General features: G+C 52.4%; 17 protein-coding genes. 3 read left to right on the top strand and 14 right to left on the bottom strand.

Translation table 11 applies throughout. The annotated features are described in order from the left end of the window. On the top strand, positions 1-624 hold the full coding sequence (locus tag RHP75_RS10520) for a trimeric intracellular cation channel family protein (protein ID WP_311091789.1): 624 nt from the start codon (positions 1-3) through the stop codon (positions 622-624). Between the two features lie 484 nt (positions 625-1,108). Here the strand turns inward: RHP75_RS10520 and RHP75_RS10515 are convergent, their stop codons facing one another. The 7 genes from RHP75_RS10515 to RHP75_RS10485 all read right to left on the bottom strand — a co-directional run bounded on the left by RHP75_RS10515 (position 1,109) and on the right by RHP75_RS10485 (position 6,708). Further along, positions 1,109-2,299 (bottom strand): zonular occludens toxin domain-containing protein, encoded by a 1,191-nt coding sequence (locus tag RHP75_RS10515; RefSeq protein ID WP_311091787.1) that lies wholly within the window; start codon positions 2,297-2,299, stop codon positions 1,109-1,111. Beyond that, complete coding sequence (locus RHP75_RS10510; RefSeq protein ID WP_311091786.1) at positions 2,300-2,638, bottom strand: DUF2523 family protein; 339 nt, start codon at positions 2,636-2,638, stop codon at positions 2,300-2,302. Position 2,639: 1 nt separating this feature from the next. Continuing rightward, positions 2,640-4,187 (bottom strand): hypothetical protein, encoded by a 1,548-nt coding sequence (locus tag RHP75_RS10505; protein ID WP_311091785.1) that lies wholly within the window; start codon positions 4,185-4,187, stop codon positions 2,640-2,642. Between the two features lie 119 nt (positions 4,188-4,306). Next, on the bottom strand, positions 4,307-4,441 hold the full coding sequence (locus tag RHP75_RS10500) for a hypothetical protein (protein ID WP_311091784.1): 135 nt from the start codon (positions 4,439-4,441) through the stop codon (positions 4,307-4,309). A gap of 146 nt (positions 4,442-4,587) precedes the next feature. Further along, positions 4,588-4,824, bottom strand: coding sequence for a hypothetical protein (locus RHP75_RS10495; RefSeq protein ID WP_311091783.1), 237 nt, complete (start codon positions 4,822-4,824; stop codon positions 4,588-4,590). 15 nt (positions 4,825-4,839) lie between these two features. After that, positions 4,840-5,184: a DNA-binding protein gene (locus RHP75_RS10490; RefSeq protein WP_311091782.1), complete on the bottom strand. Its 345-nt coding sequence runs from the start codon at positions 5,182-5,184 to the stop codon at positions 4,840-4,842. Between the two features lie 135 nt (positions 5,185-5,319). Then, the gene (locus tag RHP75_RS10485) at positions 5,320-6,708 is read right to left on the bottom strand and encodes a phage/plasmid replication protein, II/X family (protein WP_311091781.1); all 1,389 of its coding nucleotides are present in this window, start codon (positions 6,706-6,708) and stop codon (positions 5,320-5,322) included. Positions 6,709-6,821: 113 nt separating this feature from the next. Here RHP75_RS10485 and RHP75_RS10480 point away from each other — a divergent pair, with 113 nt between their 5' ends. Then, a complete protein-coding gene (locus RHP75_RS10480; protein WP_311091780.1) occupies positions 6,822-7,016 on the top strand; it encodes a hypothetical protein in 195 nt (64 codons plus the stop codon). A gap of 1,016 nt (positions 7,017-8,032) precedes the next feature. Here the strand turns inward: RHP75_RS10480 and RHP75_RS10475 are convergent. From RHP75_RS10475 to RHP75_RS10445, 7 genes are all read right to left on the bottom strand, one after another. Continuing rightward, complete coding sequence (locus RHP75_RS10475) at positions 8,033-9,223, bottom strand: zonular occludens toxin domain-containing protein (protein WP_311091787.1); 1,191 nt, start codon at positions 9,221-9,223, stop codon at positions 8,033-8,035. Further along, the gene (locus RHP75_RS10470; protein ID WP_311091786.1) at positions 9,224-9,562 is read right to left on the bottom strand and encodes a DUF2523 family protein; all 339 of its coding nucleotides are present in this window, start codon (positions 9,560-9,562) and stop codon (positions 9,224-9,226) included. Position 9,563: 1 nt separating this feature from the next. Next, the gene (locus RHP75_RS10465; protein WP_311091785.1) at positions 9,564-11,111 is read right to left on the bottom strand and encodes a hypothetical protein; all 1,548 of its coding nucleotides are present in this window, start codon (positions 11,109-11,111) and stop codon (positions 9,564-9,566) included. Between the two features lie 119 nt (positions 11,112-11,230). Continuing rightward, positions 11,231-11,365, bottom strand: coding sequence for a hypothetical protein (locus tag RHP75_RS10460; RefSeq protein WP_311091784.1), 135 nt, complete (start codon positions 11,363-11,365; stop codon positions 11,231-11,233). A 146-nt stretch (positions 11,366-11,511) separates the two neighbouring features. Further along, on the bottom strand, positions 11,512-11,748 hold the full coding sequence (locus RHP75_RS10455; RefSeq protein WP_311091783.1) for a hypothetical protein: 237 nt from the start codon (positions 11,746-11,748) through the stop codon (positions 11,512-11,514). Positions 11,749-11,763: 15 nt separating this feature from the next. Then, positions 11,764-12,108 carry a DNA-binding protein gene (locus RHP75_RS10450; protein ID WP_311091782.1) on the bottom strand — a complete coding sequence of 115 codons (345 nt, stop codon included), beginning with the start codon at positions 12,106-12,108 and terminating at the stop codon, positions 11,764-11,766. Between the two features lie 135 nt (positions 12,109-12,243). Next, complete coding sequence (locus tag RHP75_RS10445) at positions 12,244-13,632, bottom strand: phage/plasmid replication protein, II/X family (protein WP_311091781.1); 1,389 nt, start codon at positions 13,630-13,632, stop codon at positions 12,244-12,246. 113 nt (positions 13,633-13,745) lie between these two features. Here RHP75_RS10445 and RHP75_RS10440 point away from each other — a divergent pair, with 113 nt between their 5' ends. After that, positions 13,746-13,940, top strand: a complete 195-nt coding sequence (locus RHP75_RS10440; protein WP_311091780.1) for a hypothetical protein — start codon at positions 13,746-13,748, stop codon at positions 13,938-13,940. Positions 13,941-14,086 lie beyond the last annotated feature (146 nt).

Below are 14,086 nucleotides of genomic sequence, written 5' to 3'. Positions count from 1 at the left end.
ATGGCGCAACTGTTCTATCTGGCCGATCTGTTCGGCGTTGCGGTCTTTGCCATCACCGGCGCACTGATGGCCGGGCGCAAGTCCATGGACCTGTTCGGTGTGCTGGTGATTGCCATCGTTACCGCACTGGGCGGTGGCACGCTGCGTGATGTGATTCTGGACAACCATCCAGTCAGCTGGATTCGCAACGACCTGTATATCGTTGTCGCATCACTGGCAGCCGTGGCTACGGTGGTCTGGGTACGCCTGACGCAGCCGATTCACGAGAAAGGCCTATTACTGGCCGATGCTTTCGGGTTGGCGGTATTTACCGTGATTGGCACCGAGATCGCCATGCAACACAACGTGCCACACAGTACGGCAGTGATCATGGGCGTGATGACCGGTGTGGCCGGCGGCGTAATGCGCGATGTGATCTGCAATGAGATTCCGCTGATCTTCCAGAAAGAAATCTATGCAACAGCCTGCATTGCCGGTGCCCTGGTGTTTATCGCGATGCGCGCACTGGACACGCCGCATTGGTTAGATACCGGTGTAGCGATGTTGAGCGTGTTGCTAATTCGCCTGGCAGCCATCCGTTGGCATGTGGCGTTGCCCAGTTTTCATTTATTGGATCGTGACTAAACAGGAATGAGCGGAGACAACAGGGATTGAATCCTGTTGTCAGCAACAGTCTCATATATCTTATTTAACATAATATACATTATGCGAAGCCTCTAGTCAGGAAGGCAGTAGAACAGCGCTGTGCTTTGCGATCTGTGCGATCTGGTATCAGGCAGTGGCTTTTGAGAAAAAGCACTGTAATGCGCTTATTGGAAGCCGTAGACGATCAAGCCAACGATTAGAAAAATGCTGAGGATGAAAATCGACTTAACGCTAAAAACATCTGGCGGGCCTTGCTGAATGGTTTGAGTAGGTTGAGTCGGTTGCTGCTGGGCTGATTCGCGTGCTGCCTGTCGCGCTTGACGGCGTTCCTCGCGGTACCAGTCTCGGTCGTACATGCCCAATGGTTTGGCCTCCTGTTCAGAAATGCGGGTCCCTCCCGCAAGCGGGAGCCCTCCCGCTTTCTGAACAGTCTGCCACCAGTGATGCGAGAGAAACCAGGGGGTTACGGAGTTGCGGCGGTTGCGACCTTGCCGCGCAAACCAACCTGAGGCAGATCATCGACGACATAGCCAACGTCATAGCCCTTGTAGGTGACAGAAACGATGCGGTTCGACTGAGCTTCGATCTGGTAACCGGCCTCGCGAAGATCATCAAAACTGACCCGGGAAACAGGCTGGCCGTTCTGCGCGATGGTGATAAATCCGTTGAGGTAATTTTGCTCGACGCCATCGCGAAAACGCTTACCGCGAGCCATGGCGGCGAGGTGCATGCTGTTGCCCTGATAAGGGTGAACCTTTTGATCTGGGCCGCGTGGTTGCGCTTCGACCGTTGGAGGTTGATCAGGTGCTACGTGTGCTGGCTGCGCTGATTGTTCGACGTGAACGGCTTGGACCTTTGGTGGTGGCTGGGTTTGCTTGTCGCGGTTGAGCATCAGTGAGGTACCGATGAGGACAACTATGAAACAGATAGCGGCACCTTTGAAAGACCAGTGCTTGTAGAGAGGAACAATGTCGTTTGCACCGTATTCCTCGCCGCTGCCACCTTGCGTCTGACTTACCCAGAGTCCGAAATAGGCAGGGTTGTAGGTACGCTCGGTGACGTTGAGAACCTCGCCCCTGATGCCGTCTTGAACCTTTCTGATGTACTTATTTGGCTGACCCCAGGCGACCTTTTTAGTGAGGCGGTAGACCATTTGAATATTGTCGCGGATGGCCTGGGAAAGCTTGCCGTAGCTCTGGGTGATGAACAGCACGTCATTGACGAAGTGACGATGGAGCGCTGACCACTCCTCAACATCCTGGGAAGTTTTGCCTCGAGGGATTACGTTCTGGGCTTCGTCGATAACGAACAAAGCGCCGGTCTTTGTTTCAGGGTGGCGCCACGTGTCGTAGTAGTCCCAGACGTTGGCAAAGGGTCGAGCCATAACGTCTGGGATGATGATGTCAGAAGGGTCTTCGAAAAGGTGATAAGCGCCCTGCTCCCTTGTCGGTTCCCAGGTGCCGCGGATAGGCATAGCACGCTTGCGCATCTCAATGAGAGCAGGGAAAGAAGGATCGATGGCGGCCCATTTTTCGATGACCAGTGGCATGTTGGTGATGACTTTACGGCCCTGGGTGAGCGCCACGAGAATGTGATAAGCGCAAACTTCATAGCCCTTGCCTGAACCTGATTTACCGATAATCAAGTGCTGCATTTAGGAACCCCAGCGAACGAACGGAATAGTTTGAAGTAAGAAACGGATTACCAAGGCGGCGACAACAATTGTCAGAGCCTGAGTTACACCGATGTAACCCATTAATGATGCGGTTTCTGCGGGAATCATTGCGTAGTAGGTCTGGGGATCAAACGGCGTATCGATAGCGTCCAGGGCACCGACTGCAATAGATAGAAAACCCTCAAACAGCCAACAAAATACGTCCGTACAGATATTCCAAAGGTCTAGGAATATCTGCTTGAAGATGGAGATTATCCAGGCGGCGAAGTCTGAAATCTTTTTGAGTATCGCGGTAAAGAAATTGAATATACCGGACATATCAACCACCGAAAGTTAGTTGGCGAGCAAGAAAAACAGCACTGACCATCAGGATTACTTTTACAAAGTCGAATACATAACAAAGAGAGGGAAAGTCATGGGTTCCGAAGTTAGCCATGCTACCTATTGCAAACGACATACCGAAGCTTGGGCAGCTACCAGAGAAGGAAGGAACGAAGCTGCGCAAGAAACTGAGAAAATTTGAATTATCAATATCTGCCTTTGCTTGATCCCAAACGCCCTGGAGGCCATCGGGGTACTTCTGTTCGTAAAATGGTTCAACTTCGGGAAAGGGTGTGTCGTCAAAAGTATATTCTGGCTCTGGCTCAGGTTCTTCTTGGGGATTATCGGCAATATCCTCGGGAACTGACGTGTCGTTTTCTGTTACTTCCTCAGTTACTTGACCGTCCTCAGTGGTTGTTGTTTTCTTTTCGGTATCAACAACGAAGTGGTCTTTGCCGTAAGTAATGTCGAACTTAGTGGAGGTTATTTGCGTCTTTGTACCAGGGGTGCCGTCTGGCTTTGTATAGGTAGTTGTCTTTGTCGTGCTTGGTCCCTGGACAACTGAAGGACCACTGATCATGCCCTTGGAGCGATCAACCATCTGGCTATAGCAGCCGCCTGGGTTAGGCGAACCGTTGCAAACGTCCCTTATTAAGCCGCCGAGCCACTCAGCTGACTGAGAGGAAACCCAAGGGTCAAGGGTGTCTAGGTCGGCGTCGTTCAAAGGGCCGTACTGAGCAGTACCAGGGATGATGCAGCGGCCGTTTGAGATTGAGTAAGGCGCAGAGCAGGTGCCAACGGCACCAGCGTTTGTAGTCTGAAGAGCGCCATTGTTTGTCCACTGGAAATAATAGTTAGTACCCGAGGAGTTCCAGCCAGTGTCTGTTACGAGAGTATAGGTGCGAGACGGATACGTGGCATTCATGCAGCCAACGAATTCTGAACCACTTGTAAAAGGGCGACTGGTATTGCCACAAGCGCTAAGTTTGAAATGAAATTGACTGACAGGTGGTTTTTCTTCGTCAGCTATCTTTTTGACAACTGCCCCATCGGTCATTACCCAGCCAACAGCGGAAACAGCAGCAGCAACAGTTGCGGTAAGAGCTAATTGACCAGGATTTGACTTTAAGCCGTTTTTCAAACCTGCAAGGATGTTTGATTTAGGCGTTACAAGTTGGGGCTTAACATTGAGCTTAGTGGCATTTGCAGGGCTATAAGCTGGATCATTTGGATAAGCAGCACCTGGGCCGTATGGAAAAGAAGAAGAACCTGTAGTTGCAGTCTGACCAGGGAGCCAGGGCTTAACCTCGCGAACAGTTGGGGCTACAGAATCACCAGTTGCAAATGAATAAACCTTTTCAGCGCCATAAAAAGCCACATCACCGGCAGGTGTGCTAATTGCACCAGCTGCAGCTGTTTGCTTAGAAAGGACTTGGCGTATGTATTCGTCGTTTTGAATTACTGGAACGCGAACTGCGGAGAAGACTTGCGGGGAGATTAACGCGAGAGCTAGAAGCGCTGCTGAATACCGAGAATAAATGCCCATCCGCCTATTACTCCCCCCATGAAGATCAGCGAATAAGCAAGCATCGCTATATCAGCTGGGGTAATTGCTAATTGTTCCATTGAATTAGAGGGAGCATTGCTGCCCCCTCCCCCAGGCACTTAGGCCTTTTTAACGCCGCGTTTGCCAAGGTCAATGCCCTTGAACGCCATGGTGATGCCGATGATGGTTACACCGGCGAGACTGACCCAGGCAGCAACAGCAGTAAGGTCAACAGCAGCAAGAATCGGATCCATTTTGAAGCTCCTCAAAGTTTACGAATGACGCCAATAGCGACGCCGATATTCATGCCCATGAACCAACAGGTGACAGTGAGCAAGAAAGCTGCGGTGTACACGGAGATAATTCCTTCCACCGTTAATGTGGTTAGTGACTCAGGCACTTATGCGGCCTCGGCATCGAGTTCAGCGGCAAGACGTTCAAAAGCAACGCTTGCAACTTTCTCAGCTTCGGCTTGATGAAATTCGTAGGCAGCGCCGCCGATGGCTCCGGAGTCACGTAGGCCACGCAGATAGCCAGAGTGTTCAGAGCTGGAAAATGCCAACTCGTAGTGATCGGGGGCGGACTTCATGAGGCACAGCAGGCGCTGGCGTTCTTGATGAAATTCGGCGGTAACCATGGCAGCGCCCTCCCCTTAGCTGGCGGCTTTTACAGCGGCCGGAATGAGCTGCACATTGACGGGCTTGCCGTCACCGGCGAGCTGGAAATCAAAACCAGCGTTACCGGCCTTGGAGGCCCACGGGGCGACGAATACGGGAACCGATACCGGCTTGCCCTTGTACTGATTCCAGACGTGCTGGATGCCCTGATCCATCAGGCGTTTGGAGATTTTGACCGGGATGGTTTTCACCTCAGCGGTGCCGTACTGACTGGTTTGTTCAACCTCAACAAGGATCAGGTGATCGGTGAAGCTGTTTTCACCGAAGGTCTTAACGTTGGTGGTGTAGCCGTGGCACAAGCCGAGCAGAACTAGAGACATAATGTTTACCTCACAGGAGCAAAATTAGGGCCGGCTGGCCCGGTTGTTAAAGGAGAAGAACCACATAGGCGCAGATAGTCAGAAGACCGATTGGAACGAAAATTAGGAGTACTAAAAAATCATCCTCAGGCGGTGTCATGCAGCCTCCACGCACGGTTCGACGTACCAGTCAGGGCGCTGGCTGGCGAAGTCGATGTGGATCAGTTGGAGAACCGGAACAACATTGCGAACGTTGTCGTGCTGGGCGAGGTTTTGGAGCATCGCCTTGGAAAGACCGCAGGCTTCAATGTCAGCAATGTGGCGATAGAACGTCGCCCGAGACATGGAGTTCATGGTCTCTTCCCACCCGTAATCCTTGATGCTGCGATAAGTGCGAAAGAGGTTGCGGGCGTGGGAGTCGCTGGTTTTACCAGGGATGAAAAGTCGGGGAATGATGGAGCCTGTAGCCTTATCGGCTTTGGCCGGGGTCCATCTGCCCTTCCCTTCTTTGGTGTACTTCTCAATCAGTGCGGCCAGCACCTTATCGTCGTCAATTCGTTTCATAGTCATACCTTCAAAGGCCGCGAACAGCTCAGCAGTAACAGCGCTAAAACACTCCTGGATAAAACAGCGATCCTCACTTGCAAGCGCTTCTTGGTGGTCACACAGCGGCCACAAGTGCGTAGGTAATTCCCGACGCTCAAGCCACCGATGCATAACGGTTGCTTCCATGCGAAGGAGCAGCTTCGCGAATTCCTGTAACCGGGGGTCTTCCATTACCCGCAAGGTGCGGGCAGCGGAAAGAATCGACATTGGCGCGCGGGAGTTGCGGCGATGAATCTTGAACTCGCGAACATGTGCGTTATCCAGATCATGGCGACGCTCAGGGTCACCAGAACCACCGCGAGCGGCCTTCCTGATGCGGTCCAGTTCGTTGGCAAATTCAGGCCCTTTCAAGTAGGCCTTGATCTTCTTGATACGGCCTTCTTTCGATCCCCAGTAAGCGGTTGTTTCGTAACTGTCGCCGCGGTTGCGGGTCTGACCGTTACTGACGCCACGCATGAAGTCGATAACTTGGCGAGCGGTCTGTTCGTTGGGCATGCGGGCCGAATAAGTGCAGTCGAGGGCGTAAACCTCAATCGCTTTGAAATCCAAACGTGCCCAGAGCAGCGGATACGAGCCAGCAAGCCACTTAAGCATCACCTCTGCCCCGCTGCGGATCGAGGTCGGGCCGAATACGTTGTGACCCTGGAGCAACTTTGCAGGACTGGCTTTCAGTTCAACGCCAGGCATCAAGCGCTTACCTAAACTCTGGTGGAAAACCTTAAAAGCCAGAGGCGTATAGCTAGATGGCAGCGACTCCCATGCATGAGAAAGGTCTTCGCAATCAAAGCCACCGTCATCACGCCGAGTAACACCACCAGCGGCGCGCATTGCGATGCCGAGGGACTCAAGGTCAACCACCTTGAACGGGTGCTCGATGGTGCCAATCGTGTCGATGGCATCGTCGAGAAACGGGATAAACATGTGGATTCGATCAAGCATTGGATGCATGCACACAAATAACATTTGCGCGAAATGTAGACTCGTGAACCTGCACACGTCAACACTAATAACATGCACACATGCATATTGAGGAAAACCGAATGAGAGCAGACATGCCGACTAACATCCGCTTGACGAACGCAGAGCAAGAAGCTCTGCGGAGGAAAGCCGTTGAAATCAATAAAGAATTGGTTAAACGCGGCATGCAGCCAATGAAGGATTCCGAGCTTGTGCACGCCTTTCTAGAGAAGGTGATTTCGTCGCTCGAAGTGAGCGCTTCAGGTGCGATAACGCACCGTGTTGATTGATCAAAAAACGAACAATTATTCTCACCATGAGACAAGAGTCCACCATTAGAGATGGTGGACCCTGACCGCTGCGCGTCCAGGGAATCAACTGCGGCAACGCTCTGCACATTCGTGCCGGCTTGCCAGGGGTTCCCCCTCGCGCAGAGCGCTACCCCAAATGACTATGACGACGAACACTGAGGCACGCTAAGAGCCGATTTGCTGTCGCGTGTGTACCTGAGGGGATTTACCTCCGGGACCCACCACCGAATGAACCTGACGTGCTTCTGCCGATGCGGAAAAGCGGGTTGATCAATGAAGGGGGTGGTCAGAGGTCGAGGATCTTCCGGGCAAGTACCTGAAGGTCAGAAACGAGAGCATCGAGGCTCGAGGATTCAGCATCGAGCTGGGCGAGCTTAGAGCGCATCTGCCGAAGATCAGCAACAAGTCGCGGGTAATCAGACAGCACATGGCACACCGCATCCAGGGCATCCCTGGACGGTGCGTAGAGCTGTGCTTGTTTGATCAGATGAGGCGGGATATCGAGGGGCGTTCGCATAATGGCCGTTACATTAAATCGGCCCTGGAGGCGTTGCCAGTATCCAGAGCCGCTTGAACGTAACGCCTGTCTATTATGCGAAGCCTCTAGTCAGGAAGGCAGCAGAACTGCGCTGTGCTTTGCGATCTGTGCGATCTGGTATCAGGCAGTGGCTTTTGAGAAAAAGCACTGTAATGCGCTTATTGGAAGCCGTAGACGATCAAGCCAACGATTAGAAAAATGCTGAGGATGAAAATCGACTTAACGCTAAAAACATCTGGCGGGCCTTGCTGAATGGTTTGAGTAGGTTGAGTCGGTTGCTGCTGGGCTGATTCGCGTGCTGCCTGTCGCGCTTGACGGCGTTCCTCGCGGTACCAGTCTCGGTCGTACATGCCCAATGGTTTGGCCTCCTGTTCAGAAATGCGGGTCCCTCCCGCAAGCGGGAGCCCTCCCGCTTTCTGAACAGTCTGCCACCAGTGATGCGAGAGAAACCAGGGGGTTACGGAGTTGCGGCGGTTGCGACCTTGCCGCGCAAACCAACCTGAGGCAGATCATCGACGACATAGCCAACGTCATAGCCCTTGTAGGTGACAGAAACGATGCGGTTCGACTGAGCTTCGATCTGGTAACCGGCCTCGCGAAGATCATCAAAACTGACCCGGGAAACAGGCTGGCCGTTCTGCGCGATGGTGATAAATCCGTTGAGGTAATTTTGCTCGACGCCATCGCGAAAACGCTTACCGCGAGCCATGGCGGCGAGGTGCATGCTGTTGCCCTGATAAGGGTGAACCTTTTGATCTGGGCCGCGTGGTTGCGCTTCGACCGTTGGAGGTTGATCAGGTGCTACGTGTGCTGGCTGCGCTGATTGTTCGACGTGAACGGCTTGGACCTTTGGTGGTGGCTGGGTTTGCTTGTCGCGGTTGAGCATCAGTGAGGTACCGATGAGGACAACTATGAAACAGATAGCGGCACCTTTGAAAGACCAGTGCTTGTAGAGAGGAACAATGTCGTTTGCACCGTATTCCTCGCCGCTGCCACCTTGCGTCTGACTTACCCAGAGTCCGAAATAGGCAGGGTTGTAGGTACGCTCGGTGACGTTGAGAACCTCGCCCCTGATGCCGTCTTGAACCTTTCTGATGTACTTATTTGGCTGACCCCAGGCGACCTTTTTAGTGAGGCGGTAGACCATTTGAATATTGTCGCGGATGGCCTGGGAAAGCTTGCCGTAGCTCTGGGTGATGAACAGCACGTCATTGACGAAGTGACGATGGAGCGCTGACCACTCCTCAACATCCTGGGAAGTTTTGCCTCGAGGGATTACGTTCTGGGCTTCGTCGATAACGAACAAAGCGCCGGTCTTTGTTTCAGGGTGGCGCCACGTGTCGTAGTAGTCCCAGACGTTGGCAAAGGGTCGAGCCATAACGTCTGGGATGATGATGTCAGAAGGGTCTTCGAAAAGGTGATAAGCGCCCTGCTCCCTTGTCGGTTCCCAGGTGCCGCGGATAGGCATAGCACGCTTGCGCATCTCAATGAGAGCAGGGAAAGAAGGATCGATGGCGGCCCATTTTTCGATGACCAGTGGCATGTTGGTGATGACTTTACGGCCCTGGGTGAGCGCCACGAGAATGTGATAAGCGCAAACTTCATAGCCCTTGCCTGAACCTGATTTACCGATAATCAAGTGCTGCATTTAGGAACCCCAGCGAACGAACGGAATAGTTTGAAGTAAGAAACGGATTACCAAGGCGGCGACAACAATTGTCAGAGCCTGAGTTACACCGATGTAACCCATTAATGATGCGGTTTCTGCGGGAATCATTGCGTAGTAGGTCTGGGGATCAAACGGCGTATCGATAGCGTCCAGGGCACCGACTGCAATAGATAGAAAACCCTCAAACAGCCAACAAAATACGTCCGTACAGATATTCCAAAGGTCTAGGAATATCTGCTTGAAGATGGAGATTATCCAGGCGGCGAAGTCTGAAATCTTTTTGAGTATCGCGGTAAAGAAATTGAATATACCGGACATATCAACCACCGAAAGTTAGTTGGCGAGCAAGAAAAACAGCACTGACCATCAGGATTACTTTTACAAAGTCGAATACATAACAAAGAGAGGGAAAGTCATGGGTTCCGAAGTTAGCCATGCTACCTATTGCAAACGACATACCGAAGCTTGGGCAGCTACCAGAGAAGGAAGGAACGAAGCTGCGCAAGAAACTGAGAAAATTTGAATTATCAATATCTGCCTTTGCTTGATCCCAAACGCCCTGGAGGCCATCGGGGTACTTCTGTTCGTAAAATGGTTCAACTTCGGGAAAGGGTGTGTCGTCAAAAGTATATTCTGGCTCTGGCTCAGGTTCTTCTTGGGGATTATCGGCAATATCCTCGGGAACTGACGTGTCGTTTTCTGTTACTTCCTCAGTTACTTGACCGTCCTCAGTGGTTGTTGTTTTCTTTTCGGTATCAACAACGAAGTGGTCTTTGCCGTAAGTAATGTCGAACTTAGTGGAGGTTATTTGCGTCTTTGTACCAGGGGTGCCGTCTGGCTTTGTATAGGTAGTTGTCTTTGTCGTGCTTGGTCCCTGGACAACTGAAGGACCACTGATCATGCCCTTGGAGCGATCAACCATCTGGCTATAGCAGCCGCCTGGGTTAGGCGAACCGTTGCAAACGTCCCTTATTAAGCCGCCGAGCCACTCAGCTGACTGAGAGGAAACCCAAGGGTCAAGGGTGTCTAGGTCGGCGTCGTTCAAAGGGCCGTACTGAGCAGTACCAGGGATGATGCAGCGGCCGTTTGAGATTGAGTAAGGCGCAGAGCAGGTGCCAACGGCACCAGCGTTTGTAGTCTGAAGAGCGCCATTGTTTGTCCACTGGAAATAATAGTTAGTACCCGAGGAGTTCCAGCCAGTGTCTGTTACGAGAGTATAGGTGCGAGACGGATACGTGGCATTCATGCAGCCAACGAATTCTGAACCACTTGTAAAAGGGCGACTGGTATTGCCACAAGCGCTAAGTTTGAAATGAAATTGACTGACAGGTGGTTTTTCTTCGTCAGCTATCTTTTTGACAACTGCCCCATCGGTCATTACCCAGCCAACAGCGGAAACAGCAGCAGCAACAGTTGCGGTAAGAGCTAATTGACCAGGATTTGACTTTAAGCCGTTTTTCAAACCTGCAAGGATGTTTGATTTAGGCGTTACAAGTTGGGGCTTAACATTGAGCTTAGTGGCATTTGCAGGGCTATAAGCTGGATCATTTGGATAAGCAGCACCTGGGCCGTATGGAAAAGAAGAAGAACCTGTAGTTGCAGTCTGACCAGGGAGCCAGGGCTTAACCTCGCGAACAGTTGGGGCTACAGAATCACCAGTTGCAAATGAATAAACCTTTTCAGCGCCATAAAAAGCCACATCACCGGCAGGTGTGCTAATTGCACCAGCTGCAGCTGTTTGCTTAGAAAGGACTTGGCGTATGTATTCGTCGTTTTGAATTACTGGAACGCGAACTGCGGAGAAGACTTGCGGGGAGATTAACGCGAGAGCTAGAAGCGCTGCTGAATACCGAGAATAAATGCCCATCCGCCTATTACTCCCCCCATGAAGATCAGCGAATAAGCAAGCATCGCTATATCAGCTGGGGTAATTGCTAATTGTTCCATTGAATTAGAGGGAGCATTGCTGCCCCCTCCCCCAGGCACTTAGGCCTTTTTAACGCCGCGTTTGCCAAGGTCAATGCCCTTGAACGCCATGGTGATGCCGATGATGGTTACACCGGCGAGACTGACCCAGGCAGCAACAGCAGTAAGGTCAACAGCAGCAAGAATCGGATCCATTTTGAAGCTCCTCAAAGTTTACGAATGACGCCAATAGCGACGCCGATATTCATGCCCATGAACCAACAGGTGACAGTGAGCAAGAAAGCTGCGGTGTACACGGAGATAATTCCTTCCACCGTTAATGTGGTTAGTGACTCAGGCACTTATGCGGCCTCGGCATCGAGTTCAGCGGCAAGACGTTCAAAAGCAACGCTTGCAACTTTCTCAGCTTCGGCTTGATGAAATTCGTAGGCAGCGCCGCCGATGGCTCCGGAGTCACGTAGGCCACGCAGATAGCCAGAGTGTTCAGAGCTGGAAAATGCCAACTCGTAGTGATCGGGGGCGGACTTCATGAGGCACAGCAGGCGCTGGCGTTCTTGATGAAATTCGGCGGTAACCATGGCAGCGCCCTCCCCTTAGCTGGCGGCTTTTACAGCGGCCGGAATGAGCTGCACATTGACGGGCTTGCCGTCACCGGCGAGCTGGAAATCAAAACCAGCGTTACCGGCCTTGGAGGCCCACGGGGCGACGAATACGGGAACCGATACCGGCTTGCCCTTGTACTGATTCCAGACGTGCTGGATGCCCTGATCCATCAGGCGTTTGGAGATTTTGACCGGGATGGTTTTCACCTCAGCGGTGCCGTACTGACTGGTTTGTTCAACCTCAACAAGGATCAGGTGATCGGTGAAGCTGTTTTCACCGAAGGTCTTAACGTTGGTGGTGTAGCCGTGGCACAAGCCGAGCAGAACTAGAGACATAATGTTTACCTCACAGGAGCAAAATTAGGGCCGGCTGGCCCGGTTGTTAAAGGAGAAGAACCACATAGGCGCAGATAGTCAGAAGACCGATTGGAACGAAAATTAGGAGTACTAAAAAATCATCCTCAGGCGGTGTCATGCAGCCTCCACGCACGGTTCGACGTACCAGTCAGGGCGCTGGCTGGCGAAGTCGATGTGGATCAGTTGGAGAACCGGAACAACATTGCGAACGTTGTCGTGCTGGGCGAGGTTTTGGAGCATCGCCTTGGAAAGACCGCAGGCTTCAATGTCAGCAATGTGGCGATAGAACGTCGCCCGAGACATGGAGTTCATGGTCTCTTCCCACCCGTAATCCTTGATGCTGCGATAAGTGCGAAAGAGGTTGCGGGCGTGGGAGTCGCTGGTTTTACCAGGGATGAAAAGTCGGGGAATGATGGAGCCTGTAGCCTTATCGGCTTTGGCCGGGGTCCATCTGCCCTTCCCTTCTTTGGTGTACTTCTCAATCAGTGCGGCCAGCACCTTATCGTCGTCAATTCGTTTCATAGTCATACCTTCAAAGGCCGCGAACAGCTCAGCAGTAACAGCGCTAAAACACTCCTGGATAAAACAGCGATCCTCACTTGCAAGCGCTTCTTGGTGGTCACACAGCGGCCACAAGTGCGTAGGTAATTCCCGACGCTCAAGCCACCGATGCATAACGGTTGCTTCCATGCGAAGGAGCAGCTTCGCGAATTCCTGTAACCGGGGGTCTTCCATTACCCGCAAGGTGCGGGCAGCGGAAAGAATCGACATTGGCGCGCGGGAGTTGCGGCGATGAATCTTGAACTCGCGAACATGTGCGTTATCCAGATCATGGCGACGCTCAGGGTCACCAGAACCACCGCGAGCGGCCTTCCTGATGCGGTCCAGTTCGTTGGCAAATTCAGGCCCTTTCAAGTAGGCCTTGATCTTCTTGATACGGCCTTCTTTCGATCCCCAGTAAGCGGTTGTTTCGTAACTGTCGCCGCGGTTGCGGGTCTGACCGTTACTGACGCCACGCATGAAGTCGATAACTTGGCGAGCGGTCTGTTCGTTGGGCATGCGGGCCGAATAAGTGCAGTCGAGGGCGTAAACCTCAATCGCTTTGAAATCCAAACGTGCCCAGAGCAGCGGATACGAGCCAGCAAGCCACTTAAGCATCACCTCTGCCCCGCTGCGGATCGAGGTCGGGCCGAATACGTTGTGACCCTGGAGCAACTTTGCAGGACTGGCTTTCAGTTCAACGCCAGGCATCAAGCGCTTACCTAAACTCTGGTGGAAAACCTTAAAAGCCAGAGGCGTATAGCTAGATGGCAGCGACTCCCATGCATGAGAAAGGTCTTCGCAATCAAAGCCACCGTCATCACGCCGAGTAACACCACCAGCGGCGCGCATTGCGATGCCGAGGGACTCAAGGTCAACCACCTTGAACGGGTGCTCGATGGTGCCAATCGTGTCGATGGCATCGTCGAGAAACGGGATAAACATGTGGATTCGATCAAGCATTGGATGCATGCACACAAATAACATTTGCGCGAAATGTAGACTCGTGAACCTGCACACGTCAACACTAATAACATGCACACATGCATATTGAGGAAAACCGAATGAGAGCAGACATGCCGACTAACATCCGCTTGACGAACGCAGAGCAAGAAGCTCTGCGGAGGAAAGCCGTTGAAATCAATAAAGAATTGGTTAAACGCGGCATGCAGCCAATGAAGGATTCCGAGCTTGTGCACGCCTTTCTAGAGAAGGTGATTTCGTCGCTCGAAGTGAGCGCTTCAGGTGCGATAACGCACCGTGTTGATTGATCAAAAAACGAACAATTATTCTCACCATGAGACAAGAGTCCACCATTAGAGATGGTGGACCCTGACCGCTGCGCGTCCAGGGAATCAACTGCGGCAACGCTCTGCACATTCGTGCCGGCTTGCCAGGGGTTCCCCCTCGCGCAGAG

It is taken from the genome of Pseudomonas sp. SG20056, from assembly GCF_031764535.1.
GTDB lineage: Bacteria > Pseudomonadota > Gammaproteobacteria > Pseudomonadales > Pseudomonadaceae > Aquipseudomonas.
This window is presented reverse-complemented; position numbering and strand designations above follow the sequence as displayed.

Coding starts and splice junctions, on each gene's coding strand:
- RHP75_RS10510 (WP_311091786.1), bottom strand. CDS start 2,638: ATGTCCGGTATATTCAATTTCTTTACCGCGATACTCAAAAAGATTTCA.
- RHP75_RS10450 (WP_311091782.1), bottom strand. CDS start 12,108: ATGTCTCTAGTTCTGCTCGGCTTGTGCCACGGCTACACCACCAACGTT.
- RHP75_RS10465 (WP_311091785.1), bottom strand. CDS start 11,111: ATGGGCATTTATTCTCGGTATTCAGCAGCGCTTCTAGCTCTCGCGTTA.
- RHP75_RS10520 (WP_311091789.1), top strand. CDS start 1: ATGGCGCAACTGTTCTATCTGGCCGATCTGTTCGGCGTTGCGGTCTTT.
- RHP75_RS10485 (WP_311091781.1), bottom strand. CDS start 6,708: ATGCTTGATCGAATCCACATGTTTATCCCGTTTCTCGACGATGCCATC.
- RHP75_RS10440 (WP_311091780.1), top strand. CDS start 13,746: ATGCCGACTAACATCCGCTTGACGAACGCAGAGCAAGAAGCTCTGCGG.
- RHP75_RS10455 (WP_311091783.1), bottom strand. CDS start 11,748: ATGGTTACCGCCGAATTTCATCAAGAACGCCAGCGCCTGCTGTGCCTC.
- RHP75_RS10475 (WP_311091787.1), bottom strand. CDS start 9,223: ATGCAGCACTTGATTATCGGTAAATCAGGTTCAGGCAAGGGCTATGAA.
- RHP75_RS10460 (WP_311091784.1), bottom strand. CDS start 11,365: ATGGATCCGATTCTTGCTGCTGTTGACCTTACTGCTGTTGCTGCCTGG.
- RHP75_RS10445 (WP_311091781.1), bottom strand. CDS start 13,632: ATGCTTGATCGAATCCACATGTTTATCCCGTTTCTCGACGATGCCATC.
- RHP75_RS10470 (WP_311091786.1), bottom strand. CDS start 9,562: ATGTCCGGTATATTCAATTTCTTTACCGCGATACTCAAAAAGATTTCA.
- RHP75_RS10515 (WP_311091787.1), bottom strand. CDS start 2,299: ATGCAGCACTTGATTATCGGTAAATCAGGTTCAGGCAAGGGCTATGAA.
- RHP75_RS10480 (WP_311091780.1), top strand. CDS start 6,822: ATGCCGACTAACATCCGCTTGACGAACGCAGAGCAAGAAGCTCTGCGG.
- RHP75_RS10505 (WP_311091785.1), bottom strand. CDS start 4,187: ATGGGCATTTATTCTCGGTATTCAGCAGCGCTTCTAGCTCTCGCGTTA.
- RHP75_RS10495 (WP_311091783.1), bottom strand. CDS start 4,824: ATGGTTACCGCCGAATTTCATCAAGAACGCCAGCGCCTGCTGTGCCTC.
- RHP75_RS10490 (WP_311091782.1), bottom strand. CDS start 5,184: ATGTCTCTAGTTCTGCTCGGCTTGTGCCACGGCTACACCACCAACGTT.
- RHP75_RS10500 (WP_311091784.1), bottom strand. CDS start 4,441: ATGGATCCGATTCTTGCTGCTGTTGACCTTACTGCTGTTGCTGCCTGG.